The sequence below is a fragment of the Nocardia sp. NPDC050413 genome (assembly GCF_040655475.1).
Lineage (GTDB): Bacteria > Actinomycetota > Actinomycetes > Mycobacteriales > Mycobacteriaceae > Nocardia > Nocardia coubleae.
Genome location: NZ_JBFAJZ010000001.1, coordinates 585,420 through 610,580, shown reverse-complemented (window position 1 = coordinate 610,580; position 25,161 = coordinate 585,420). Strand labels below are relative to the sequence as shown.

26 protein-coding genes are annotated in these 25,161 nt (G+C 68.4%); 15 read left to right on the top strand and 11 right to left on the bottom strand.

Features of this window, described 5'->3' with window-relative positions; translation table 11 throughout:
- The first annotated feature begins 58 nt into the window (after positions 1-58).
- The 5 genes from AB0I19_RS02905 to AB0I19_RS02885 are packed head-to-tail and all read left to right on the top strand — an operon-like array spanning position 59 to position 5,929.
- Positions 59-1,483, top strand: a complete 1,425-nt coding sequence (locus AB0I19_RS02905; RefSeq protein ID WP_357143717.1) for a condensation domain-containing protein — start codon at positions 59-61, stop codon at positions 1,481-1,483.
- Positions 1,484-1,485: 2 nt separating this feature from the next.
- Positions 1,486-2,742, top strand: coding sequence for a nucleotide disphospho-sugar-binding domain-containing protein (locus AB0I19_RS02900; protein ID WP_357143715.1), 1,257 nt, complete (start codon positions 1,486-1,488; stop codon positions 2,740-2,742).
- Complete coding sequence (locus AB0I19_RS02895; protein ID WP_357143713.1) at positions 2,739-3,692, top strand: ATP-binding cassette domain-containing protein; 954 nt, start codon at positions 2,739-2,741, stop codon at positions 3,690-3,692. Before AB0I19_RS02900 ends, AB0I19_RS02895 begins: the two co-directional genes overlap by 4 nt.
- 23 nt (positions 3,693-3,715) lie before the next feature.
- On the top strand, positions 3,716-4,534 hold the full coding sequence (locus AB0I19_RS02890) for an ABC transporter permease (RefSeq protein WP_225279700.1): 819 nt from the start codon (positions 3,716-3,718) through the stop codon (positions 4,532-4,534).
- 15 nt (positions 4,535-4,549) lie between these two features.
- Positions 4,550-5,929: a hypothetical protein gene (locus AB0I19_RS02885; RefSeq protein WP_357143711.1), complete on the top strand. Its 1,380-nt coding sequence runs from the start codon at positions 4,550-4,552 to the stop codon at positions 5,927-5,929.
- 11 nt (positions 5,930-5,940) lie between these two features.
- Here AB0I19_RS02885 and AB0I19_RS02880 read toward each other — a convergent pair whose 3' ends face one another.
- Positions 5,941-6,369: a DUF779 domain-containing protein gene (locus AB0I19_RS02880; protein WP_357143709.1), complete on the bottom strand. Its 429-nt coding sequence runs from the start codon at positions 6,367-6,369 to the stop codon at positions 5,941-5,943.
- 613 nt (positions 6,370-6,982) lie between these two features.
- Here AB0I19_RS02880 and AB0I19_RS02875 point away from each other — a divergent pair.
- From AB0I19_RS02875 to AB0I19_RS02845, 7 genes are read left to right on the top strand one after another with little or no spacing between them, the layout of a single operon-like run.
- The gene (locus tag AB0I19_RS02875; protein WP_357145090.1) at positions 6,983-8,032 is read left to right on the top strand and encodes a 3-oxoacyl-[acyl-carrier-protein] synthase III C-terminal domain-containing protein; all 1,050 of its coding nucleotides are present in this window, start codon (positions 6,983-6,985) and stop codon (positions 8,030-8,032) included.
- An 8-nt stretch (positions 8,033-8,040) separates the two neighbouring features.
- Positions 8,041-8,937, top strand: coding sequence for a hypothetical protein (locus AB0I19_RS02870; RefSeq protein ID WP_357143707.1), 897 nt, complete (start codon positions 8,041-8,043; stop codon positions 8,935-8,937).
- Positions 8,934-10,580, top strand: coding sequence for a fatty acid CoA ligase family protein (locus AB0I19_RS02865; RefSeq protein ID WP_357143705.1), 1,647 nt, complete (start codon positions 8,934-8,936; stop codon positions 10,578-10,580). The genes AB0I19_RS02870 and AB0I19_RS02865 overlap by 4 nt, the downstream gene beginning before the upstream one ends.
- Entirely contained in the window at positions 10,577-11,620 is a 1,044-nt protein-coding gene (locus tag AB0I19_RS02860) for an NAD-dependent epimerase/dehydratase family protein (protein WP_357143703.1), read from the top strand. Before AB0I19_RS02865 ends, AB0I19_RS02860 begins: the two co-directional genes overlap by 4 nt.
- A gap of 46 nt (positions 11,621-11,666) precedes the next feature.
- Entirely contained in the window at positions 11,667-12,833 is a 1,167-nt protein-coding gene (locus AB0I19_RS02855; protein WP_357143701.1) for a peptide synthetase, read from the top strand.
- The gene (locus AB0I19_RS02850) at positions 12,830-14,911 is read left to right on the top strand and encodes an MMPL family transporter (RefSeq protein ID WP_357143699.1); all 2,082 of its coding nucleotides are present in this window, start codon (positions 12,830-12,832) and stop codon (positions 14,909-14,911) included. Before AB0I19_RS02855 ends, AB0I19_RS02850 begins: the two co-directional genes overlap by 4 nt.
- Entirely contained in the window at positions 14,904-15,050 is a 147-nt protein-coding gene (locus AB0I19_RS02845; protein WP_166655799.1) for a hypothetical protein, read from the top strand. The genes AB0I19_RS02850 and AB0I19_RS02845 overlap by 8 nt, the downstream gene beginning before the upstream one ends.
- Here the strand turns inward: AB0I19_RS02845 and AB0I19_RS02840 are convergent.
- Complete coding sequence (locus AB0I19_RS02840) at positions 15,047-15,739, bottom strand: hypothetical protein (protein ID WP_357143697.1); 693 nt, start codon at positions 15,737-15,739, stop codon at positions 15,047-15,049. The two genes, AB0I19_RS02845 and AB0I19_RS02840, sit on opposite strands and share 4 nt — an antisense overlap.
- 121 nt (positions 15,740-15,860) lie before the next feature.
- Here AB0I19_RS02840 and AB0I19_RS02835 point away from each other — a divergent pair, with 121 nt between their 5' ends.
- Positions 15,861-16,202: a hypothetical protein gene (locus tag AB0I19_RS02835; RefSeq protein ID WP_067489284.1), complete on the top strand. Its 342-nt coding sequence runs from the start codon at positions 15,861-15,863 to the stop codon at positions 16,200-16,202.
- A gap of 27 nt (positions 16,203-16,229) precedes the next feature.
- On the opposite strand, the gene AB0I19_RS02830 is transcribed toward AB0I19_RS02835, so the two are convergent.
- Both AB0I19_RS02830 and AB0I19_RS02825 read right to left on the bottom strand, forming a co-directional pair.
- Complete coding sequence (locus AB0I19_RS02830; protein WP_067489281.1) at positions 16,230-16,601, bottom strand: nuclear transport factor 2 family protein; 372 nt, start codon at positions 16,599-16,601, stop codon at positions 16,230-16,232.
- A gap of 403 nt (positions 16,602-17,004) precedes the next feature.
- Positions 17,005-17,766 carry a 3-hydroxyacyl-CoA dehydrogenase gene (locus AB0I19_RS02825; protein ID WP_357143695.1) on the bottom strand — a complete coding sequence of 254 codons (762 nt, stop codon included), beginning with the start codon at positions 17,764-17,766 and terminating at the stop codon, positions 17,005-17,007.
- Between the two features lie 69 nt (positions 17,767-17,835).
- On the opposite strand from AB0I19_RS02825, the gene AB0I19_RS02820 reads away from it, so the two are divergent.
- A complete protein-coding gene (locus AB0I19_RS02820; protein WP_357143693.1) occupies positions 17,836-18,432 on the top strand; it encodes a TetR family transcriptional regulator in 597 nt (198 codons plus the stop codon).
- A 48-nt stretch (positions 18,433-18,480) separates the two neighbouring features.
- Here the strand turns inward: AB0I19_RS02820 and AB0I19_RS02815 are convergent, their stop codons facing one another.
- From AB0I19_RS02815 to AB0I19_RS02795, 5 genes are all read right to left on the bottom strand, one after another.
- The gene (locus tag AB0I19_RS02815) at positions 18,481-19,284 is read right to left on the bottom strand and encodes a HEAT repeat domain-containing protein (protein WP_357143691.1); all 804 of its coding nucleotides are present in this window, start codon (positions 19,282-19,284) and stop codon (positions 18,481-18,483) included.
- Between the two features lie 78 nt (positions 19,285-19,362).
- Positions 19,363-19,749, bottom strand: a complete 387-nt coding sequence (locus tag AB0I19_RS02810) for a hypothetical protein (protein WP_357143689.1) — start codon at positions 19,747-19,749, stop codon at positions 19,363-19,365.
- Positions 19,739-20,044 carry a hypothetical protein gene (locus AB0I19_RS02805; RefSeq protein ID WP_357143687.1) on the bottom strand — a complete coding sequence of 102 codons (306 nt, stop codon included), beginning with the start codon at positions 20,042-20,044 and terminating at the stop codon, positions 19,739-19,741. The genes AB0I19_RS02810 and AB0I19_RS02805 overlap by 11 nt, the downstream gene beginning before the upstream one ends.
- Before the next feature lie 108 nt (positions 20,045-20,152).
- Positions 20,153-20,689, bottom strand: a complete 537-nt coding sequence (locus AB0I19_RS02800) for a hypothetical protein (RefSeq protein WP_357143685.1) — start codon at positions 20,687-20,689, stop codon at positions 20,153-20,155.
- Positions 20,690-20,818: 129 nt separating this feature from the next.
- Positions 20,819-21,388 carry a hypothetical protein gene (locus AB0I19_RS02795; RefSeq protein WP_357143684.1) on the bottom strand — a complete coding sequence of 190 codons (570 nt, stop codon included), beginning with the start codon at positions 21,386-21,388 and terminating at the stop codon, positions 20,819-20,821.
- 86 nt (positions 21,389-21,474) lie between these two features.
- On the opposite strand from AB0I19_RS02795, the gene AB0I19_RS02790 reads away from it, so the two are divergent.
- The gene (locus AB0I19_RS02790; RefSeq protein WP_357143682.1) at positions 21,475-22,197 is read left to right on the top strand and encodes a VIT family protein; all 723 of its coding nucleotides are present in this window, start codon (positions 21,475-21,477) and stop codon (positions 22,195-22,197) included.
- Between the two features lie 285 nt (positions 22,198-22,482).
- Here AB0I19_RS02790 and AB0I19_RS02785 read toward each other — a convergent pair whose 3' ends face one another.
- Positions 22,483-23,718, bottom strand: a complete 1,236-nt coding sequence (locus AB0I19_RS02785; protein WP_357143680.1) for a helix-turn-helix domain-containing protein — start codon at positions 23,716-23,718, stop codon at positions 22,483-22,485.
- A gap of 241 nt (positions 23,719-23,959) precedes the next feature.
- Positions 23,960-25,153, bottom strand: coding sequence for a lipase family protein (locus tag AB0I19_RS02780; protein WP_357143678.1), 1,194 nt, complete (start codon positions 25,151-25,153; stop codon positions 23,960-23,962).
- Positions 25,154-25,161: the final 8 nt, after the last annotated feature.

Here is a 25,161-nt window from a genome sequence, read left to right as displayed (position 1 = left end):
TCACCGCTTCCATTCACCGCCGTTCTCGGCACGTTCTTCCACCATGAGGTGACCCGGCATGGAATACACCCATCTCTCCGATTTCCGCATCCGATCCGGCGATCTGTCGATCTGGACCCCTGAGCTGATCTCGCCCGACTCCTGGCACGACGACGAACGGCCGCTGGCCAGCGTCCACGCCCAGTACCTCGGTTTCCTCGATCCCGACGACCCGCAGCCCGGCCGTGGCCGCTGGATCGGCACCATCTTCGAGATGGACGCCCCACTCGACGAGCGAGCCTGGGCACGGACCCTCGAGCTGTGGCACGACCGTCACGAGGGTTTCCGCACCACGGTCGCACCCACCGGCGACGGCGACTACCACCGCATCACCACCGCGCCCGGCACCGTCCGCGTCACCTCAGCCCCGGTCGCCGATCTCACCGACGGTGAACAGATCAACGAATTCCTCTGCGATGTCCTGGAATTGCGGCTCTCGGCCCTGGTGTGGCCGCACCTGCTCGTCGCGACGGTCGCCCACGACACCGACGACTTCACCGTGCTGGTCGGCGCCGACCACTCCGTACTCGACGCCTACTCCCAGGCCGTGCTGATCCTGGAATTGCGCACCCTCTACACCGCCGTCGCCACCGGCGGCGAGATCCGCGACTCCTCGACGTTCGGCAGCCCCGCCGATTTCGCCGCCATCGAGCGCGCCGCCGCCGAGGAACTCACCCCCGACTCCCCCGCCGTGGCGGTGTGGCGGGATTTTCTCGGTGCCCCCGGTTCCCCGATGCCCCGTTTCGGCGCGGGCATGGTGGCCGAACTCGACGGTGAGCACGCCCAGCCCAGCGTGTCGCGCACCCTGCTGACCATCGCCGAACTCGAGGAGGTGGAGGCTCGGCTGGATCAGCTCAAGCACCGGCTGTCGGTCACGGTGTTCGCCGCCCTGGCCGTGGCCTGGCGAGAGGTGTTCGGCCAGGACCGGTTCCGCACGGTGATGCCGATCGCGACCAGGCCCGACCTGACCTGGCTCGAGTCGATGGGCTGGTTCGTCAATGTCGTACCCGTCGACATCACCCTGCCCTCGGGCGCCGACATGGCGGCCGCGCTCACCGCCACCCGGGCCTCACTCAAACGCGCCCATATCTGCAACGACGCCTCGTGGGGTCGCTCGCTGGCCATGGTCGGTGCGATGGAAGGCCCGACCTTCGGCGCGTCGTTCCTCGACATCCGGATGCTGCCCGACTACGAACTCGTCGCCGACCTGCGCGGGCGGACCCTGCGCGCGGTGTCGTACTCGACCGAGGAGGTGTACTTCTGGGTGGTGCGCGGCCCCGAGGGCCTCTATGTCTCCACCCGGTATCCGGCGGGTCTGCCCGCCGAGGTGATGGACCGCTACCTCACCGAATTCGCCCGGGCCATGTACGCGGTGACCACGATCGCCGCGCCTGTCGCGGCCGCCCCGGTCGCCGACGTGCCGGCGGCATTGAGCGCGAGCTGACCATGCGTGCACTGCTGGCCTTCACCGGAAGCAGGGGCGATGCCCAGCCCGGCATCCTCCTCGCCCGCGAGCTCATCGCTCGCGGGCACGCGGTGACGCTCGCACTGTCGCCCAATCTCGTCGAGTTCGCCACCGGCCACGGCATCGCCGCGGTCGGGTTCGGGTGCGACAGCGCCGAACTGCTGCGCACCCAGCACGCCGACCGGCGCTTTCGTAGCGCCAGTCCGCGTCAGCGCATGCGCGCGGTGCTGGATCTGCAGCGACGCGGTGTCGCCGAGGCGGTGCGTGACCTGCTCGCGCTCGCCCCGGGGCACGACGTGCTCGTCACCGGCATGGCGGGCGAGGAGGCGGCGGAGAAGGCGGCACGGCACGTCGGGTTGCCGTTGGCGGCAGTGCATTTCTTCCCGATCCACCCCAGCCGGTCGGTGCCGGTGGTGCCGACCGGCTGGGGGCGGCGGGTGCCCGGTGCGCTCAACCGCCGGATCTGGTCGGGTCTGCGGTGGGCGCGCGACGCCGCCCTGGCCGAGCCGCTGTCCGAGTCGGGGATCGTCGACCATCCGCTGCCCGATCGGGTGTCGCTCCAGGCCTACGACACCGACCTGTTTCCCGGGCTGGCCGCCGAGCTGCCCGAACGGCACCCGGTCACCGGATTCATCGTGGACAGCGACGGATTCCTCGGCGCCCCAGCCGATCCCGCGCTGGCGGCCTGGCTGGTGGCGGGACCCGCCCCGATCTATGTCGGTTTCGGGTCGATGACCGTCGATGATCCCGCCGCCCTGGTCCACATGCTGCGCACCGTGTGCGCGCGGCGCGGGCGGCGACTGCTGCTCGCGGCGGGCTGGGCCGGGATCGAGCCGGAGCTCTCGCCCGAGGTGGCCGTCGTCGAGCAGGTCGACCACGCGACGGTGTTCCCGCGCTGCCTGGCGGCCGTGCACCACGGTGGCGCCGGGACGACCGCTGCCGCGCTGAGAGCTGGTGTGCCGCAGGTCATCTGCGCGATCCAAGCCGATCAGCCGTATTGGGGCACGGCGCTGTCGCGGCTCGGCCTCGCCGCGACGACCCGCGCCGCCGCATTGGACGCCGATCGCCTCGACGCGTTGCTCGACGCGGTCGCCGAACCGCAGGTGGTGGCCCGGGCCGCCGCGTACGCGGTCGGTTTCCGTGACGACGGCCTGGCCCGCGCCGCCGACGAGGTGGAAGCCCTTGTCCCCCTGTCTGTTCCGACACCCCAGTTCGACCACGCCGGGAGGCCGCAGTGAGCACCGACATCGCCGTCCGCACCAGCGGTCTCGGCAAGTCCTACGGCGACTTCACCGCCGTGGGCGCCATCGATCTCAGCATCGCGGCCGGATCGGTGTTCGCCATGCTCGGCCCCAACGGAGCGGGCAAGACCACCACGGTGCGCATGCTGGCCACCCTGTTGCGTCCCGATCGTGGCAACGCCGAAGTGTTCGGCTACGACGTGGTGCGCGATGCCACGGCCGTCCGGTCGATGATCGGGCTCACCGGCCAGTACGCCTCCGTCGACGAAACCCTCACCGCCGCCGAGAATCTGCGCCTGTTCGGCCGGCTGCTCGGATTGTCGCGGCGGGCCGCCGCCGCCCGGGCCGACGAGTTGCTCGAGGAGTTCGAGTTGTCGGCGGTGGCGCGGCGCAGCGTCAGCGCGTTCTCCGGTGGGATGCGCCGACGCCTGGATCTGGCGGCCACGCTCATCACCGTGCCGCCGCTGATCTTCCTCGACGAGCCGACCACCGGGCTGGACCCGCACACCCGTGACCGCATGTGGGGCATCGTGCGCGGGCTCGTCGAGCGCGGCGCGACCGTCCTGCTGACCACCCAGTACCTGGAGGAGGCCGACGCGCTGGCCGACCGGATCGCGGTGATCGATCGTGGCAGCCTCGTCGCGGAAGGCACTGCGGCCGAACTGAAGTCGTCGATCGGCGAGCAGGTGCTGCGCCTCGACATTCCCGACACCGCCGACCTGCGCCGGGCCGAGGCGCTGATCTGCGAGCTCACCGGCGAGGTGCCCGAGGGGTCATCCACCGGGACGCTCACCGTCGCCCTGCCGGAGGTGGGAACGGGCGCCGACATCGTCGCCGCCTGCCGCGCCGCGGGCATCGAGCTGCGGGGATTCGCCGTCGACCGTCCCGACCTCAACGAGGTGTTCCTGTCGTTGACCGGCCACGCGACCTCCGCCGACGCGGCATGACCGCCCTTCGTGAAAGCACCGCAATGACTCTCACCACCGAGAAGACGACCACCCAGGTCGTGCGCGCGCCGCGCGTCACCAGGGTGAGTCCGTTCGCCGCGCTGCAGCATTCGCTGATGATGGCGTGGCGTGGGCTGCTCACCTTCCGGCACAGCCCGCAATTGCTCTACGACGCACTGCTGTTGCCGATCGTGGGGCCGGTGCTGTTCGGCAATATCTTCGGCACCGCCATCGCGGGCAGCATGGCGGCGTATCTGCCGATCATGATCCCGGGCGTGCTGGTGCAGATCGTGCTCACCTCTTCGGTGGCCACGGGTGTGCAGCTGTCCGAGGACATCCATTCGGGGGTGTTCGACCGGTTCGTCGCCATGCCGATCGCCCGCTCGGCACCGGTTGCGGGCGCATTGCTGGCGGGCACGGTGCGCTACCTGCTGGCCGCGACGACGGTCGTGGTCGTGGGCTTCGCCATGGGCTACCGGCCCGAACACACGGCCGGTTTCCTCGCGGGCGCGGTGCTCGTCGTCTTCGCCACCACCGCCATCAGCTGGTTGTTCGCCTTCATCGGCGCGACCATCGCCCGCCCGGCCGCCGTGCAGGGCATGTGCATGCTCGTGCTCACCTTCCTCGGTTTCGCGTCCAACGCGCTGGTGCCCGAGGAGGCGATGCCCACCTGGATGCGCCACGTCTCGGACCTGAACCCGGTGTCCTACCTGGTGTCGGCGGTGCGGACGCTGGCCGCCGAGGGCACGATCGGCGCCGACGCCTGGTGGTCACTGGTGGCTTCGGTGGTCGTGGTCGCCGTTTTCGCGCCGCTCACCGTGCGCACCCTGCGTTCCCGCTGATCAGGAGATTCCCCGATGACTGTCACCTCGCCCGTCGTCCCGGTTGCCACCACCGGCCTCAACCGGATCACCGCCGACGACGACCTGTTCTTCAAACTCCACAGCCTCTACCCCAACGCCCTGGTCAACCAGCTGGCCTACCGGTTCGACACCGCCGTCGGCCGGGAGTCGTTGCAGCGCTGGCACGCTCATCTGGCCACGGGTTTCATCGCCCGCCGCGTGCGCACCACCCGTTTCCCGATCGCGCGCGCCCACTGGGAGCCCGCCACCGAGTCGCTGCCGCTGCGGTGGTCGGACACCCCGATCCCCGACGACGCCGTACTCGACTGGTTCCTCGAGCAGGCCGCGGTGGAATTCGACCCGGCCCGGGGGCTGGTGTGGCAACTGGCCGGTGCCCCGACCGAATCCGGTGGCACGGTGGTCACCCTCGTCGCCTCCCATGTCGCCTGCGACGGCGGCGGCATGATGCACGCGATCGTCGACTCGCTCGACCGCCTCGGACGCGGTGAGCAGCCCGACCGCGACGCGAGCGCGGGCAGGCTGGTCGGGCCGGTCGCCGGGCCCGGCCGGTTGGCCGCCGACCTCGCCGACGCACGCGCCCAGCTGCGCGCGGTGACACGCGGTGTGCGGGCCGCGCGGCGGGCGCGTGGTGTGAGCGAACCGGCCCGCAATCCGCGGCCGGCCCAGCCCCGGCTGCCGCATGCCGACACCTGGCAGGCCGCCGACGCGATCGTCCAGCTCGACCTGGCCGAGTGGGACGCCGTCGCCGCGGCGCACGGCGGCACAACCAACGGCCTGCTGATCGGCGTCGCCGTCGGTCTGCTCGGTCGCAGTGGCCGCATCGCCGACGGAGCGCAAGTGCGCGTCGACATTCCGCACTCGATGCGTGCGGCCGACGACCCCCGCGCCAACGCGACCACCGGCCTGCCGATCAGCGTCGCCTACCGCGCCGGCGCCCGCACCGACCTGCCCGAGGTGCGGACGTCGCTCAAGGCCGCCGCCCTCGCCTACCGCGATCCGGCGACGATTCCGCCGATCCAACACCTGCAGCCGGTGCAGATGCTGCTGCCGAAGGTGGTGCTGCACAAGTTCGCCCGCACCGCCAAGGCACCGGAATGCCTGTGCACCAACATGGGTCGCACCGCGCAGAACATCGCGGTGCTCGACGGTCATCGCGCCCGCGACGTGATCATGCGCCCGGTGGTGAATCCCGGCCCGGTGGAGTTGTTCCGCCAGGTGGAGGTCGGCGTGAACCTGGCGTTCTCCTGCGACGACGACACCGTCACCCTGGTGGTCACCGGTGCCGACCCGGACCGTTTCCCGAACCGGGCCGCGCTGCGCGAGCTGCTCAGCGCCGAATTCGCCGATTGGTCGTTGACACCCCGCTTCTGGTGAGCCGGAAGGGTTCAGGAGGCCTCGTCGACCAGTTCCGCGGCTTCGGGCTTGCTGATGCGCAGCGTGAAGCGGAAACCGCAGTCGGATTCGAGCGAGCCGGATTGTCGTCCGGTCCGTACCGCGCTGCGTACCTCGATGCCGACATCGAGGTCCTCGAATCCGGCGTAGAAGTCGCCCGCCATCCAGAACTCGGTGTGCGCGGCGGTGCGGCCGGCCATGACATCGTCTGCGCTGGGACAGAATTCGGCGCGGCGCACGCAGATCGGACTGCGGCCGTCGGTGCCGGGCGCCAGATAGAGGACAACCGGGCCGTGCATCTCGGTGAGCAGAGCGAGCACGTCACTCGCTTCGCCGGTGGCCTCGATCGCGCGATGACGGTGACTTCCCCACTGGGCGTGGAGATCTCGGTCGCGGTGTACGGACCCGGCACGGTTACCCATGGTGCGCTCCTTGCATGTCTCGACGGTGTTCGGTGCACACTATCGGTGCGCAAGGTTGGTCCAACGTTGGTACGCCCCGAACCTTGCCGAACGACTGCCCTCACCTCCGGCCGCCCACCCGCGATTTCGCCGATTTCCTCAGCGCCTGCCCTTCTTCCGCGACCATTCCGCGCAGCGATATTCGGGCGATGTTCGCGAAACCAAATCGCCTCCGATGTTTTCGGCGCGAGAAACAACTTCCGAAACAACAGCGGCTCATTCCGTCACCCGCACCGACGTGAAGTCCCTCACGCCACACCTGACAGCCCGGGTGCCCCGAATCGTGGGCATCCACACCGCCCGATCGATAGCTGAAAACTTGCCGACAGGCACCTGCGCGGAGTCTCTGATGTCGAAAGATTGAGGAATATCGGCAGACTCGGCGCATTTGCTGTGTAACTTCACCATTGCCACCGGCAGATGTCTGGATGGGATCCAGCTCGGCGCGCGCCGCGAGCCAACCCTCCGCGACCGCCGACGTCGCCCCGCGAAACCCGGTTACTTTCCGGTAGTGTCCGCTCGCATCGACCCCGCCAAGGTCACCGGCGACCCTTTTCGACTGTCAGGAGTTTTCGTGTCGCATTCGCGTTTCGAATCCATCGGTGCGTATCTTCCGTCGAATGTCGTCTCGACCGAGGAATTACTTTCCCGGCTCGCCACGCCGCCCGCTTTCGACCTCGAAAAGATCACCGGCATCAAGGAGCGCCGGTTCCGCGACACCCGGCCCGACAGCCTCGAGGACTCCTTCACGCTCGCCGTGAACGCGGCCCGCGACTGTCTCGAGCGCTCACGCTACGGGGCGGGCGAGCTCGAGGTGATCATCTCCTGCTCGATCACCCGCAGCAACGAGGGCACCCGCATGTACATGGAGCCCTCCTTCGCCTCGACCATCGCCAAGGAACTCGGCGCCGAGCGGGCCATCACCTTCGACGTGTCGAATGCCTGCGCGGGCATGCTCACCGGCACCTACCTGCTCGACCGGATGATCCGGGCGGGCGTGGTGCGCAACGGGATGGTGGTCAGCGGGGAGTCCATCACCCCGATCGCCGAGACGGCGGTCAACGAGATCTCCGAGAAGTACGACCTGCAGTTCGCGTCGCTCTCGGTGGGCGACTCCGGGTGCGCGGTCGTGCTCGACCAGGCCGTCGACGATGCCGACAAGATCCACTACATCGAATTGCTCACGGCCGCAGAGCATTCCCACCTGTGCCTCGGCATGCCGAGCGACAAGTCCTCGGGTGTCGCGCTCTACACCGACAACCGCAAGATGCACAACGAGGCCAGGTTCCTGCTGTGGCCCGACGCCCAGGGCGAGTTCCTCGCCGCACAGGGCAGCACCTTCGCCGACGAGGAATTCGACTACATCATCCACCACCAGTTCGGCGCCGCGGCCGTGCCTTTCATCAACGCGGTCGCCGCTCGCGAGTTCGGCGCTCCCATCCCGCCGGACCTCAATGTGATCGAGAAGTACGGGAACACTTCAACCACTTCACATTTCATCGTGCTGCACGATCAGCTCGCCCAGGACGGCATCGAAGCAGGCGCGAAGGTTCTCATGGTCCCCGCCGCCTCGGGCGTCGTCGCGGGCTTCCTGTCCACCACCATCTCCTCCCTGAAGGTCTGAGGTTCGTCATGGGCGTGCGTATCCGAGCCACCGGTACCAGTCGGTCGACCGACACCCACAGCATCGTCGAGCACAGCGGGCGCGCGGCCCGTAACTGTCTGGAGCAGGCCGAGATCCGGCCCGACCAGGTCGGTGTGCTCATCAACACCGGCATCTTCCGCGATTCCAACACCGTGGAACCCGCCGTCGCCGCGATGATCCAGAAGGCCGCGGGGATCGGCCTGGACTACGGCAAGAACGACCCGCGCACCTTCTCCTTCGACCTGATGAACGGCGCGACCGGCGTGGTCAACGCGGTGCAGGTCGCAGGCGCGATCCTGGCGACGGGAACCGAGCACGTGCTGATCGTCGCGGGCGACACCCATCCGTCGCTCACCCGCTCGCGCGCGGATGCCGAATTCCCCTATGCCACAGCCGGTGCCGCGTTGCTGCTCGAGTACGTCGAGGGCGCGGAGGGCTTCGGACCCGTGCACACCGTCACCGCACCCGGCACGCCGGCCGGACAGGCCTACGTCGACACCGCGACGATGGGCACCGTCGGGCGCAGCCTCATGACGGTGGAACGCGAACCCGATTTCGAGGACAGGGTCCTGGCGGTCGCGGTCGCGGCCGGTCGCGCGGCGCTGGCCGAGGCGCCGGACGCTCGGGTCGCGCTCATCGCCTCCACCCCGAGCGCGCACTTCCCCAAGCGCCTCGCCGACGCCCTCGGCCTGGACCAGAATGCCGTGCGCACACCGGATCTCACCGACGGCGACCCGCACACCGCCGCGCTGCCTTTGGCCTACGCGCGCGCCACCGAGGATGCCTCTCTCGGTGGGTTCACCCACATTCTGTTCGTCGGTGCCGGTGCCGGTCCGTCGGCCGCGGCCACCCTCTACCGGCTGCCCGAGGAGCACCTCGCGTGACCACCGCGACCTACTGGGCCACGATCGACCGCTTCCGCGAATTCGCCCGCACCGAACCCGATCGCCCGGCGGTGATCTACCCCGACGGCACCACCGCCGAAGGCATGCCGGACTACCGGCGGGTCACCTACCGCGATCTCGACCGGTGGTCCGACGCCATCGCCGAACACCTGACGAGTTCCGGTGTCGGCAGCGGCACCCGCACCATCGTGCTGGTGCTGCCGCGCCCGGAGCTGTACGCGATCCTGTTCGCGCTGTTGAAGATCGGCGCGGTGCCGGTGGTGATCGACCCGGGCATGGGGGTGCGGCGCATGGTGCACTGTCTGCGCGCGGTCGAGGCCGAGGCGTTCATCGGGATCCCGCAGGCACACGCGCTGCGGGTGCTGTTCCCGCGCAGCTTCCGCCGGGTGCGCACCACCCTGACCGTCGGCCGCCGCTGGTTCTGGGGCGGACCCACCCTGCGATCGTGGGGCCGCACCCCGGCAGGTCTGCTGCCCGACCGTGCGCCCGCCGCCGAGGACGACCTGCTCATCATCGGTTTCACCACCGGAAGCACCGGCCCGGCCAAGGCGGTCGAACTCACCCACGGCAACCTCGCCGCCATGGTCGAGCAGGTGCACGCCGCGCGCGGGCACATGCCACCGGAGTCCTCGCTGGTCACCCTGCCGCTGGTCGGCGTGCTCGACTTGCTGCTCGGTTCCCGGTGTGTGCTGCCGCCGCTGATCCCCAGCAAGGTCGGTTCCACCGATCCGGCGCACGTGGTCGACGCGATCACCAAATTCGGGGTGCGCACGATGTTCGCGTCGCCGGCCGTGTTGATCCCGCTGCTCGCCCACCTGCGGGCGCACCCCGTCGAACTGGACTCCCTGGTCAGCATCTTCTCCGGAGGCGCGCCGGTGCCCGCGTGGTGCATCGCTGGGCTGCGCGAGGTCTTGCGCCCCGATGTCGAGATCTTCGCGGGCTACGGTTCCACCGAGGCGCTGCCGATGACGACGATCGAATCGCGGGAGTTGCTCGACGGCCTGGTCGAACGGGCCGCGAACGGTGAGGGCACCTGCATCGGACGCCCCACCGACAATGTCGAGGTGCGCCTCGTCGCCGTCACGGACGCCCCGATCGCGAATCTCGCCGACGCCGAACCCACCGGCCGGATCGGCGAGATCGTCGTCGCCGGACCCAACGTGAGCACTCGCTACTACTGGCCCGCCGAGGCCAACGCGCTGGGCAAGATCGCCGACGGTGACCGGGTCTGGCACCGCACCGGCGACCTGGGCTGGATCGACGACCAGGGCCGCGTGTGGTTCTGCGGGCGCAAGAGCCAGCGGTTGAGCACCACCGCGGGGCCGATGTTCACCGTGCAGGTCGAACAGGTCTTCAACGCCGTACGTGGGGTGTCGCGTACGGCGCTGGTCGGTGTCGGCCGACCCGGTGCGCACCGGCCGGTGCTATGTGTAGAACTGGAGCCGGGTGCCGACGCGGTGGCCGTCGATATGCGCCTGCGCGACCGCGCCGCCGCGTTCGACACCGCCGCACCGATCACCGATTTCCTCATCCACCCCGGTTTCCCGGTCGACATCCGGCACAACGCCAAGATCGGCCGCGAAGAACTCGCCCGTTGGGCCACGAAGAAGCTGAACTCATGAAGATCCTCGTCACCGGCGCGTCCGGATTCCTCGGCGGCGCCATCGTGCGGGCGCTGGTGGCCGACGGTACGCACGACGTGTCGATCCTGGTACGGCGCACCAGCGTGCTCGACGACCTCGGCACCGCCCGCGACGCCGTCACGATCGTCGAAGGCGACCTGACCGACGCCGACTCGCTGCGCCGCGCCGCCGACGGGGTGGACGCGGTGATCCACAGCGCGGCCCGCGTCGACGAACGCGGCACCCGAGCCCAGTTCTGGGTGGAGAACGTGCGCGCCACCGAACTGCTCCTCGACGCCGCCCGCCGCGGCGGTGCGCACCGGTTCGTGTTCATCTCCAGCCCCAGTGCCCTGATGGACCGTGACGGCGGCGACCAGATCGACGTCGACGAGTCGCTGCCCTATCCGCGCCGCTACCTCAACCACTATTCCGAGACGAAGGCGACGGCCGAACAGGCTGTGCTCGCCGCGAACACCGCCGAATTCAGCACCGTGGCCTTGCGTCCGCGCGCGATCTGGGGTGCCGGTGACCGGTCGGGCCCGATCGTGCGGTTGCTCGCCCGCACCGCCGACGGCGCCCTGCCCGACCTGTCGTACGGCCGGACGATCGAGGCGTCGCTGTGCCACGTGGACAATATCGTCCACGCCTGCCTGCTCGCGCTGAGCGCCCAGAACATCGGTGGCAAGGCCTATTTCATCGCCGATGCCGAGAAGACCGATGTGTGGGGGTTCCTCGGTGAGGTCGCCGAGGGGCTCGGCCTCCAGCGGCCGACGCGCAGGCCGAATCCGCGTGTCCTCGCCGCCGTTGTCGCGGCCATCGAGGCGGTGTGGCGGATTCCGGCCGTGGCACGGCGCTGGTCGCCGCCGCTGTCGCGCTACGCCGTCGCCCTGATGACCCGCACCGCCACCTACGACACCGGCGCGGCCCGTGCGGACCTGGGCTACCACCCGGTCGTCGACCGTGCCACCGGCCTGTCCACCTTCTCGGCCTGGCTCGACGACCAGGGCGGCATCGAGTCGCTCGCCGGGCACCTGCGGTAACACCCGAGAGGCAATCATGAACGGCGACACCGTCTTCCGTCGACCTGTGACGACCACCGAACGCATGTACTTCCCCATGCGCACCCTCGCCCCGCCCTTCCTCATGCAGCTCGTCGTGCCGGGTGAGGGCACGATCGACCCGCAGCGCTTGCGCCAGGCGGTTGCTGCGGCGGCGGACGTGACACCGGGCGCCCGGCTGCGCAGGCAGGGCGACATCTGGGTGGACAGCGGCATCGCCCCCGCCGTCCGGGTGGTGGACGACCACGAATTCGGTTATCCCGCACTGGAATCCGATCCGGTACTCACCAGCGATATCGGGCCGACCCCGGATGCCACCGTCGAGGTCCTACTGCTCATCGCGACCACACCGACCCTGATATTCCGCGTGTTCCACGGCGTGATGGACGGTATGGGCATGGTGCTGTGGGCGACCAATGTGCTGCGCGCGCTGCGTGGCGCCGACCCTGTTCCGCAACCGGACCCGGTGGCCGATCAACAACTCGTCGACCGGGTCGGTGCGCCGGGCAAGCCGACCCCGATGATTCCGCGCTACCGCAGCGCGGTGGGGCGCGGCAGGCAGCGGCGCGGCATCGCCCGGCATCTGCTGCGGCACCGGCGCGTACAGGCCGCCGGACCCGGTGCGCTGGCTCGTGTCTGCGCGCTGTTGGCCGCCGAGACCCCGGGAACTTCGCGGATCATGATGCCCGTCGACCTGCGCCGTCACGACCCCGCGCTGCGCTCGACCGCCAACCTCGCGCTGCCACTGTTCCTCGACATCGCACCGGGCCAGGACTGGACGCAGGTCAAAGACGACATCAAAGCCGGGCTCGCGCAGTGGCGGGAACTGAACCAGCTGGCCAACACCCGCATCACCCTGGTCCCGGACCCGGTCAATCGGGGGGTGCTGCGGACGACGAACTGGCTCGGCGCGCGGCTGGGCCGCAACCTGGCCTCGGCCACCGTGTCCCACATGGGCCGATTCACCTCCGACGACCTCGCGGTCCCCGGTTTCCGGCCCACCGGGCTGTTCGTACTCCCCCAGCACAGCGTCGCCATGCCGTTGCTGTTCGGCCTCACCGAATTCGACGGCCACACCGAGCTCACCGTGTCGGCCCGCAACGGTGCCGGAATCGAAGCACGGCTCGAAGCCCTGCTCGACCGGATCGTCGCGATGCTGGAAGCCGAACTACCCGTGGTGGATTCGGCGCGGTGACCACACTCGCCCGGTTCGTCACGGCCCGGCCGCGCACCGTCCTCGCCGTGGTCGTGGTGTTCATCGGGTTGTGCGCCGCATACGGTGCGACGGTGACCGAGCGCCTCAGTGCGGGCGGGTTCATCGACGGTGGCAGTGAATCCGCCCTGGTCGACCGCTTCGTCACCGAACAGCTCGGCCCACAGAGCCCCGATGTGGTCGCGCTCTACACCACACCCGAGGGACGCACGATCGACGAGATCGGCCCGCAGGTGCGCGCCGCCGTCGACCGCATCGACCCGGCGCTGCTCGCCCGGCCCGTGGAGAGTTACTGGTCGGCGGTGGTGCCACGCAAGAACTTCCTGGTCGCCGAAGACCGCAGGCACGCGGTGGCCGTGGTGTACACAGCCGGTGACGACACCGCCCGCATCGCCGCCTATCCCGCTGTCGCCGAGGCGCTGCGGGTGCCCGGTGTCGAAACCCGGCTGTCGGGGTACAGCGCCCTCAATGCCGAGATCATCGACCGGTCCCAGCGTGATCTCGTTGTGGCCGAGTCGATTTCGTTGCCATTGACACTGCTGGTGCTGGTGCTGGTGTTCGGGGGCATCGCGGCGGGCGCATTGCCGGTGGTGGTCGGCATGCTCGCCGTCGGTGGTGCGCTCGGTGCCATCCGGTTGCTGACCGAGGTCACCGAGGTCACCACCTTCGCGGTCAATATCGCGTCGCTACTCGGGCTCGGCATGGCCATCGACTACGGGCTGTTCCTGGTGAACCGGTTTCGCGAGGAATACGGTTCGGGCGCGGATATCGGCGCCGCGGTCGGCCGGACGATGGCCAGTGCCGGTCGCACGGTCGCTGTGTCGGCGGCGCTGTTGATCTGCGCGTTCGCCGGCACCTTCGTCTTCCCGCAAGCCGTGCTCCGCTCGCTCGGTATCGGCGCGGTAGCGGCAGTCGCATTGGCCGCGGCCCTGTCGCTCACGGTGCTGCCGGCGTTGCTCGTGCTCTTCGGCGCCCACATCGGGCGCGCGAAACCGACCACACGCACCGAGCATTTCTGGGGTCGAGTGGTCGACGCAGTGCTGCGCAGACCGGGAACGGTGACGATCGCCGTCGGCGCGGTCCTGCTCGTCCTCGCCACACCGCTGGCCGGTATCCGTCTCGGCGAGATCGACCACCGCGCGTTGCCCGCCGACAGCCCGATGCGTCACACGGTCGAGGAGCTGACCGCACAATTCCCCGCGGCGGCGAGCGGGGCGACGGTGCTGCTGCGCGGTCTCGACGGCCCACCGCAATCGGCGGCCGTAGCAGGCGCGCTCGACGCGATCGGCGACGTCGCGGGGGTCGACGATGTCGTCCAGGTGGGACGCGACGACGACTTCGTCGTTCTGCACGTCTTCCTCACCCACGCCGACCGCAGTGAGGAGGCCAACGCCGCCGTCCGCGCCATCCGCGCCCTACCCGCACCGGGCGCCACCACGGTGGCGGTGGGCGGTGACACCGCGGCCACCCTGGACAGTGTGGACGCGACGCTGGATCGGCTGCCGCTGATGATCGCCGTGATGGTGCTTGTCACGATGGTGCTGCTCACCATCGCGTTCCGCTCGGTGATCCTGCCGCTCAAAGCCGTGGCCATGGCGTTTCTCAGCTTGGCCGCCACTTTCGGGGTGCTCACCTGGATCTTCGTCGGCGGTCACGGTGCGACCCTGCTCGGTATCAGTCACGGGCCGCTCCCGGCGGGCATGACGGTGCTCATCATCGCGGTGGTCTTCGGATTGTCCACCGATTACGAGGTGTTCCTGCTGTCACGGATGGCCGAGGCGCACCGCGCGGGCGCGGACACGGCGACGGCGGTGCGCGTCGGGACCGTGCGGACGGCACGGGTCATCACCGCCGCCGCCGTGCTGCTCGTCCTGGTCACCGGCGCGTTCGCGCTGTCGCCGCTCACGCCCATGCGGCTGCTGGGCATCGGCATGATCATCGCCCTGATCCTCGATGCCACCCTGGTGCGCATGCTGCTGGTCCCCGCCCTGGTCCAGCTCATGGGACCGGCGAACTGGTGGCTACCGCGACTATCGTGGAGACGTGGGCATCATGGGTGAAATGTTTCCTGGCAAGAAGCTGCAGCACGAGGGCAGCGGTGACAGCGACGGCCAGGCCCGCGAACCCCACCTCGATCTCGACCTCGACGCCGGTGTCGTCCGTCTGACGGCACCGGAGGCCGAACCGACCGAGGACTAGCGCGGCGAACCGGCCAGCGCGCTCCCCGCACCGAGGCGTTCGAGCAGCGGATGCGGGTCGCGCGACAACTCGGCGGACACCACTTCCGACCAGTCGTACCGACCGTTCTCGCACACCAACTCGACCAGCGACAACGACGAGACCGTGTCGTCGAGGGTGAAGTCGGCGAACCCGTCGGCAGCGAGCGCGTCCTCGATCTCGCCGACCGGCACCGGTGTCTTCGTGTAGGCCAGCGCCAGGTACGGCAGCAACGGCTCACCGAACTCGGGAACGCGCTCCCGGATCCAGACATCGGTCAACGCACGGGTGAGGTCCTCACGGACGCGCAGCAACTCCTCGGGCAACGCGATGGGTAATCGCACCCCGTCGGCGGCGACCACCGGCGGACCGAAGGTGATGGGGAATGGCGCGTGCTCGGCGAGCAGGCCACGCGAACCCTCGACCAGACGGGCCAGATCGACGCCCTTCACCCCGTCGACGAAGCCCACACCCTGCACTTCCACCCGCAGACGCGGCGCGTCGACTTGTTCGAGACCGGGCACCCGCGCCACAGTAGGGGCGAAGATCTCCACGAGCTTGTCGGCGACGGGCTGCGTCGGCATCACCTGCCAGTCGTAGAAGGAACGGCCCGGGGTCCACCCCGGCCGCCACCACCAGCGACTCGCCGTCGTCATCGCGCTCATGTCCATGTCTCGCACCTCCGCCTGCGATGCCTGGCTACCTCTCGGTAAAGAACTACCCCGCCGAGATCACGGACCAACCCGACGAGACCGATCCGTTGCCGGTTCGAATCCCGATTACACTCATCGCATGTCTGTTCGACGGCGGATCACGCTCCTCGCGTTCGCCCTGCTGCTCCCCCTCTCCGCCACCGCCTGCACCGTCACCGGGCCGGGAACCACCTCCGAATGCACCGTCAGCGGTTGCACCGTGACCTTCGACCGAGGCGTGAACGCCAAGGCGTCGGTACTCGGCATCGACGCCGAACTGGTCGCCGTGAACGGCAACATCGTCACCCTGCGCATCGGCGGTCAGGAAGTGACCGTGCCCGCCGGGGAATCCCAGCCCGCGCAAGGGATGGACGTGCGCGTCAGCGAGGTCACCGACGAGAAGGTCGTCGTCGTGCTCTCCACCGGCCTGAACCAGAACTGACGCGCTGGAACCCGTTGTGCGCCATGCTCATCCGAGCACGTTGGGTTGATCGAGGATCCAGCGCCAGGTCCCGTCGGGCTGCCTGCGGGCCACTTCGACGGTCGCCCCGGTACCGCCGGGCAGTCGGGAGGACGTGAGCGCGAGGTCGCCCGCGCGTAATGCCGGTGCCTGCGGGCCCGGCTGGAACACCGGACGGTCGGCGACGAGCCGGGCGTAAGCGGCCCTGATCTCCTCGATCCCGGTGGCGACGACACCGTCGGGCAACGCGAGTACCGCGTCGCTCTCGTACAGCTCGACCAGGCCGTCCACATCGCCGGCGTTCAACCGTTCGACCACCAGTCTGCTCAGATCCTCCGGGCGCCTCGCCCGTTCCCTGGCACCCTCGATACTGTCGGTCATCGTCACCCTCCTCGACTCGGGTTGTGCGCCAACGGTAGCGCCGGGGTACGACACAAACCCGCCCCGGAAACCACGAAACCCCCGAAAACCCAAGGGCCTTCGGAGGTTTCGCGGACAAATATGGTGTGTCAGCCGATCACAGCGGCGGGAACCCCGACGATCCGGTCGCCATCCAATTCCAGAACTCCGCAGCGCGGTTCGTCACCAAAGCGATGACGTCGAGGACAGTGCTTCCCATTGTCTTCCTTCATCCGAACGAACACTCTTGCGTCCTCACCATAGCAACCGGCTTCGAGTGCACAACGTTGTGATAACGGACAGATGACAACGCACTTCGCTGAACAAGGCGACCACATCCGGCCACGCGAAAGTCACGGCCGGATGCCCTGCGGCACAGTCCGGCTCAGCGCGGGGCCATGCGGATGGCGCCGTCGAGGCGGATGGTTTCGCCGTTGAGCATCGGGTTCTCCACGATGTGGCGGGCCAGTGCCGCGAACTCGGCCGGCTGACCGAGGCGGGAGGGGTGCGGGACCTGGGCGCCGAGGGACTGCAGGGCCTCCTCGGGCAGCGTTTCGAACAGCGGCGTGCGGAACAGGCCGGGCGCGATGGTGACGACGCGGATCTTGAAGCTGGCCAGGTCTCGTGCGACCGGCAGGGTCAGGCCGACGATGCCGCCCTTGGACGCCGAGTAGGCGGCCTGGCCGATCTGGCCGTCGTAGGCGGCGACCGAGGCGGTGTTGATGATGACGCCGCGCTCCTCACCGACGGGTTCGGTGGCCGACATGCGTTCGGCGGCCAGCCGGATCACATTGAAGGTGCCGACGAGGTTCACGTTGATCACCTTGGTGAAGTCAGCGAGCGGGAAGGCGCCCTTCTTGCCGACCGTCTTGATCGCGTTGCCGATTCCGGCGCAGTTAACGGCGATGCGCAGCGGGGCCAGCGATTCGGCGATATCGAGTGCCGCGACCACCGCCGATTCATCGGTCACATCCGCGGCCGCGAAAGCCGCGCCCTCGCCGAGTTCCTTGGCGATGGCCGCGCCGTTGGACGAGGGCAGGTCGACGATGACGACCTTGGCGCCCTTGGCGTGCAGTTCCTGCACGGTCGCCAAGCCGAGGCCCGACGCGCCGCCCGTGACGATCGCGGACGAGTTGACGAAATCCATACTTTTCTCCTGTTTCGGTGACGGCCCACCGATATTGACACACTTCGCCAAAACTGTTTGGCTTTCGCCGTGACCCAGCCAGCTGCCCGCCGTCCCGGCCGACCCTCCGTGCTGGACACCGCGGCCGTGTCCGCCGGTGCGCTGGGGTTGTGGACCGAGCGCGGGTTCGCCACCACCGGCTGGAACGAGCTCGCCGAGGCCACGGGCGTGAGCACACGAACCCTGTTGCGGCACTTCTCATCCCGATCCGATATCGCCTGGATCGGTGTCGCACCGGCGACGGAACGGCTACGCGCGACACTCGCCGGGGCCGCCGCCGAGGAGGCGCCCGCGGTGGTGGTCAGGACCGCGATCGTCGAATCGGTGTCGCGCGATCCACGGATCCAGGAGCTGGCGCCGGATTGGCTGCGGCTGATCTCGTCGGAGCCGGAACTGGCCGCGACCGCACCGCGGATCTATCGACCGTGGATCGATACGCTCTCCGCCTACCTGGCCGATCGGCTGCCGAACTCCCCCGCTGCCATCTGCCGGGCCATGGCGACCGCCTACCAGTCCGCTACCTTCGCCGCGCTGATCGAATGGGCGGAGTCAGGGGCGCACGGTGACTGCGCGGATTCGGTGGATCGGATGCTGCGCTGGATGGACCCGCACTTGCCGCGGGGCTGACCTGCTCGCGGGAGAACCGCGCGGGACCGGCGCCGACGTGCCGTTCGATCAGGATTCGCGGGCGGCGATCGCGGCCTGGATGCGGCGCAGTGTGCGCAGACCCTTCTTCGCGGCAACGCTCACCATGCCGTCGAACACCGTCGAGCCGCGGTCGGTGGCCATCAGCCGTTCCAGTGTCGGTACCGCGCGGTCGTCGCCGGTCGAGCCGAGGGCGACGGCCGCCCAGTAGCGCTGGTCGGGGTCTGCGCTCGAAGCCGCTTCGATCAGTCGCGGAATGATCTCCGGGGCGAATTCGGACAATGCGCTGGCGATGTAGCCGATGCGGTAGTAGCGGCGGTTCTCGAATTCGTTCCAGAGGGCGGCCAGTGCAGCGTCGCCGCCGATCATGCCGAGGGCTTCGGCGGCACGCTCGCGCATACCGCTGTTCGAGTCCCCGAGCAGGGGCGCGAGGGCCGGTACCACCGACTCGTCGCCGAGCACACCCAGCGCGATGATCGCCTGGTCGCGGGCGATGTCCTGCGGGTGATCCAGCATCGCGACCAGTCCCGGGACCGCCTCGTGGAAGCCGAGCGCCGCACATCCCATCGCGGCCCATGCCTGGCAGTTGTAGCGGGTGTCGCCGAGGGAGGCGAGTAGTGGCTCGCGCAGCGTGTCGTCGCCGAAGAGTCCAGCCCGGTTCAGCGCCCGGCTGTACAGCGTCCGGTGGTAGTCGGGGTAGTCCCGCACGAGCGCACGCAGATTTTCCGCCGCCGATGCGTCACCCTTCTCGGTTCGCAGCAGCAGCTGCCGCAGGTTTTCCTCGCGAGTATCTAGGTCACCGTCTTTGAGGAGTCGCGCGTCGGCTGGGTTCACCGCCCAACGGTACCCGGTGGCAAGCCCCACCTGACCACCACGCGTATCTCGCGAACCCCTTGCTCGTCAGCCCGTCTGTCACGGTTGCTCGAGAGGACCCCAATCCAGGGCGTCGACCGTTTCGCGATCACCTTCGAGCCAGGCCCACAGGATCTCGACGAGTTGTGCCTCGTCGCGGATGACAGTGCGCCTGACCTCAGGGGGTGCGTCAGACAATTCGAGGTCGTAGTCGTCGGCGCCGTTGCGGTAGGTCTGGATGAACCCTGGCTGATCCTTGCGCGACACGACCATGAAGGTGTTGCCGAACTGCAGAGGGATACAGCCCACCCAGTACTGGAGGTGCTCACGAGTGAGCGCCGTCAAGTCCCAGCCGCCGACGCGCACCTCGAGGTCTCGATGCACCACCGGCACCGGGTCGGGGAGCTGGTCGGCCCATGGGCCGTCGGCGCGTGGATCAGAAATCATCTTCGTGCTCCCACCCGAAACGCACCCGCGCATGCGGCACCAGCTGCGTTGCCCGCGCCGTGAGCCGCCGCTCGAAGTCGGCCTGCCACCGGAAGAACCCGGCGAAGATCACCTTGTGGTCGCCGGAATCGGCGCACACGGCAAGGTCGTCCCCCTCGCCCCGCATACTCACGAACACTTCGTCGTCCAACCGCTCCGCGCGCACGACCTCGGTCAACAACGTGGTCATTCCCACCTGTTCCCGATCGTCGCGCAACCCGGAGATCTCCACGAAGACACCGACATTCACTGACACGCCACGGACTCTAACCACATCCGGTGACAGCCGCCGCACGGAAGGCCGTGTCTCTTCGCACGTGACCTGGGCCGATATCGACTTGTGCTGCGGCCCGGCGTCATCCGATCAGTCGATGTATCCAGGCGCGAACTCGTACCGGAACCAATTGCCGTCGAACGGCTGGTAATCGGTGTGGGCCTTGCGCTGCTGTGCGTCGTCGGGTGGGTTCGTGCCCGGCGCGAAGTACGCGAGACCGTCGGTGTCACTTCGTTGTCCGACGGCGAAGGCGCACGCTCCGTCGCTGTGGCGACGCACCGCATCGACTCGGAACATGCCGATCCACTGCGGATCTCCAGCAGGCTCGCAGACCTGGGCCGCGGCAGCCATCGCGTCTTCCGAGACATGCCACGCGATCCGCTCGGGAAGGTTGTCGACCTCACCGACAAACCCGCAGAAGACCAGCAGTGGCTGGACCGCGACCAGCATCAAACCGCCGATTGTTGTCGGCGCGTACCCGATGACCAGATACACCCACCAGATCGAAAGTCCTACCAGAACAACCCATCCGACCGACCACACCATCGGATCGGGCGACGTGGCTTCCACGACAGCGACGACGCCGACGACGAAACCGGTGACGCATGCGGTGATCGTCAATCGCATCGACCACGGCCTCGAACCTCGCCAGTCGTGCCGTTGAAGCTCCCGTATCGTCGCCACGCCCGGACCCTGCCGCGCGGCCGAGATGTCCGGACGCTCAGCAGAATTCGCATGGTCAGGCAGCGGAGGAAGTCAATCGTGCACGATCGGTGTGCTGTAGCGGTACCAGTTCGGGGCGAAGCGCTCGTACACGTTTTCATAGGGTCGCGGCGGCCCACTCGGCGGTGTCGATCCGGGAGCGAAGTAGGCGACACCGCCGTCGGTGGGGTAGATCGCGAAAATGCACCCGCCGTCGTACGGATAGACGTTGTCGACGTGCATCACACCGAACCAGGCCGCACCACCCTTCGCGCACACCTGCGCGGCACGCGTGATCGAGTCTTCGGACAGCCACCAGGCGATCCGGTCCGGTACTCCGGAAAACACCAGCGCGACACCGATTCCCACCACGATCGGAGCGGTAACGACAGCCCGGTACTCGCGATACTTGGCGCAGCCGATCGGGGCGAGAACCATCCACGCCACCCCAGCCGCGAGCAGCACAGCACCTGCCAGCAGCAGAGCCATCAAGGTGTAGTCGGTGACCACCTCGAACAGCAACACCGCAATCCCGAAGCACGACGCCACAGTTGTCGCGCGCATGACGTACCGCCATGTTCGCGATATCTCGACCGCCTCCGACGCCACCCCCGACTTCGTCATGCTCGACAGCCTAGACACGCCAAGACATCGGCCACGTCGAGGTCTTCGTGAACGAGCGGTGCGACGAGCTCGTTTAGGCTGATCGGGTGCAGGACTCGCCGACCGACACCCACCCGCACGAACCGCATGCCGAGGGCCTCGCCTCCCGGCTGAACTGGCTGCGCGCCGGGGTACTCGGCGCCAACGACGGCATCGTCTCCACCGCCGGACTGGTGGTCGGTGTCGCGGCGACGACGAACGACAGCACGACCATCCTCGCCGCGGGCGTGGCCGGACTCGTCGCGGGCGCGATCTCGATGGCGGCCGGTGAGTACGTATCGGTGAGCACTCAACGCGATTCGGAGAAAGCGCTCCTGGCCAAGGAACGGCGGGAACTGGCCGACTTCCCCGACTACGAACTGGCCGAGCTCACCGAGATCTACCAGGCCAAGGGCCTGAGCCCGGCGACCGCACGCAAGGTAGCCGAGGAACTGACCGCCCACGACGCCTTCACCGCCCACGCCGAAGCAGAACTCAAACTGGACCCGAGCGAACTCACCAATCCATGGGCCGCCGCAGGCTCCTCGGCGATCGCGTTCACCTGCGGAGCGCTGCTCCCGCTGCTGGCGATCGTGCTGCCACCGGCACAGTGGCGAGTGCCGGTGACCTTCGTGGCAGTACTCGTAGCGCTCGCGCTCACCGGGTCGCTGAGCGCGCGACTCGGCGGAAGCGCGCGAGGCAGAGCAGTGCTACGAGTCGTCGTCGGCGGCGCACTGGCCATGGCGGTGACCTACGCGATCGGCACACTCACCGACACCCTCGGCGGCTGAGCGGTCAGCGGTCGGGCGGAGGTCGAGTGTCACGGGTGACCGTCGCGTCAGCACAGGTCCGTACTCGAGGTTCATCGGCGGATACCTGACACCGGGCCACACCGGGACTCCAAGAGCGCGGATGTTCACCGGCAGGTTCTCGTCCACCACGATGTGCTGACAATCGCGATCATCAGTGCGTGTTTCGGCATAGTCCTTACGCGCCGCCGTACTCGCGCTCGGCGGGTGGCGCGGTGTAGAAGAACGTCTGGGACAAACGAACGCGGCTGGCGGACCAGCTTCCGGTCACTGTTGACCAGCCGCCGTGGCGCGGTAGCTGCGGGCGACGAGGGCAGAACGCATGTACCACAGGCCGACGGGTTGGGTGGGGTCGAAGCCCGTGAGTTGGCCGATGCGCTTGAGCCGGTAGTCGACGGTGTTGGTGTGCACGTGCAGGATGCGCGCGGTGCGTTGGCGGTTGAGGTTGTTGCCTATATGGCGTTGCAGGGTTTCGAGGAGTTCGGGGAACGGCTCCAAGGGGTTCAGCAGTGAGCCGAGGAATTCGCGGCCGGGTCCGGGGCGGGTCAGCTGGTATTCGAGGGCGAGTTCGTCGAAGCGGTAGAGCCCGGGGGTGACGTCGAGGCGTTGGACCATATCGAGGAGTTCATGGGCTTGGTCGGCGGCGTCGGGGATGCCGATGGTGCTGGTTTCGACAAGGGCTGCGGTGATTCCGACCTGCGCGGCTCCGGAGAGTTCGGCGACGAGGGCTGCCCACCCGTCGCGGTCGAAGGTGCCGGCCGGGATGAGTACTGTGCCGCCGTCGACGCTGAGCAATGACAGCGCAGAATCGCCGCAGCGTTTCGCCAATTCGGCTTGCACACGACGCAATTTGCGCCGGGCCACGACCTTCTGATCGAGAGCGGGAATGGTCTCCTGGGCATGCGGCGGGAATGACAAGGCGAGCACGGCGTATTGCTCGGCGATGGCGATGCCGCATTCCCGGGCCATCGTGGAGGTGCTGTGCCCGCCGAGCAGCGCCGAGGTGAGTGTGTGCACCGCGGTGTGATGTTCGCTGATGACGCTACGCAATTCACGCACATAGGCGAGGGACACCTGGGCGGTGATCGTGTCGAGCATCTCGATCACCATTTTCGCCCCGTCGATGAGGCTGTCGTAATCCTTCACCGAGGCGCTCGACACCACAAGATCCAGGCCCATCTTGAAGCCCTCGGCGATCGAGTGGTGGATCGTGTCGATCGGAATTCCTTCGCGGGCCCAACCACCCGCCGCGTCCTGCAAACGCTGCAGTTGGCCCGGAATATCACGGCCGTCCAGCATTCCGACGGCGAATTCCAGGCAGATGCGGGTGATGGTGGTGACATCGCCTCTGATGGCCTCGCCGGGCAGGGTGCCGCACGGGATGACGTTGGCGACGAAATGACCGACCATCTGCCGGGAAAGATTGCGGACATCCTTGAGTGGAGACGATGCCGGTTTGCCGGAGATGGTCAGCGATTCCCTGGAGAGATTGTCGACGGACATCTGTTTTTCCCTTCGCCCGGACTCGGCTCCACAGTGCGGCCCCGAAGCCTGAGCAAAGCCCGCTGGTCCTCTGCGGTTGCACGGCGACGAACGTTCGGCCAAGCGGTGGAGATCAGATCTGTAGGTATAGCCAAAGCCGCACGGTCACGATGTGCCTACGCGACGTCGGCTGGAGAACGTCACAGGTGGACACCGGATGTATTTGTTGCTCTTCCCTAGTGCTCCCGCTGGTTGCTGCCGATCATGCTCGACAGCGGGTCGGCGCGGGTTCGCCGCGAAATCGGGCCTCGATGAAGTTCCAGGCTTCGGGCAGACCCGCCACCGCGGTCGTCATGTGCTCGGCGATCTGGTACCGGGAGAACGTGAGCGCTACCCCTGCCGCGCAGTAGCGCCCGGCGACGTCGGCGACGGCGTCGAAGGGGGTGAGTGCGTCGAATTCACCTTGCCAGAGCATTGTAGGGGTCTGGGGAAGGCCCGGGTAGTGCCGCAAACTGTTCTCCCGCAGCACCGCGCGCGCTTCGGGATCGTCCATCAGGGACTTCGTCGCCGCGAGTTGTTCGGCGCTGCGGAGCACGCCGTGGAACAGCAGGAAACGGCGGCATTCGTCGGCGGTGAAGTCGCGGAACCACCGGCCCTCGGCGTTGAGCTGGTCGGAAATGGGCAGACGCTGTGGGTATTCGCGTTCCAAGCCCATCGCCGCTGCCCAGGCGAGACCGAAGCCGGGATGGTTCCCGAAACCGATCCCGAGGGCCATCTGTTCGAGGTCGGCGGGAATACCGCCCGCGGCGACGCCGGCGAGGGTGAGCTCGGGTGCGTAGGTCGGCTGCATGGCGGCGGCCCAAGCCGTCGCCAGGCCTCCGCCCGAGTAGCCTGCCAGGGCGATCGGGGACTGGCCCAGGCCGAGTTCAGGGGCGCGCTGGAGTGCGCGCACGCTGTCGAGGGTCACCATGCCGCTGAGTTTGGCGGCCCCATAGGCGACATTCGGGCCGAGGTAGTCCGGCAGGGCGACGGCCCAGCCGCGTGCCAGCGGCAGCGCCGCGCCGAACGCGTCCGGAGTTTCGTCGTTGACGAGCGAGTGAGAAGGATTGCATTTGGTGCCGAGCGAATTGATCAGCGCCTGATACGAGACCAGCGGCGGATTCGGCACGCCCGTCGGGATCAGTACCGTGGTGACGCCCATGATCGGGTCGCCCGAGGAGTTGGTCGAGCGGAAGGCGACGTGCCAGATGTCGGTGCCCTGGTACGGGCCCAGGTCGAATTTCCGTTGCCGCACCACATCACCGGGAGCGAAATCGCCGATATCGGGCGGTGCTGTGAAGAACGGGTCGGCTTCCGGGGTGGGATATCGCGGCTCGGGGGTCGCTGCCGGGGCGAAGACACTCGCGGTGACGGTACAGAACAGCACAGCCAGTACGGCCGGCCAGATGCGGCGCATGGTCGATC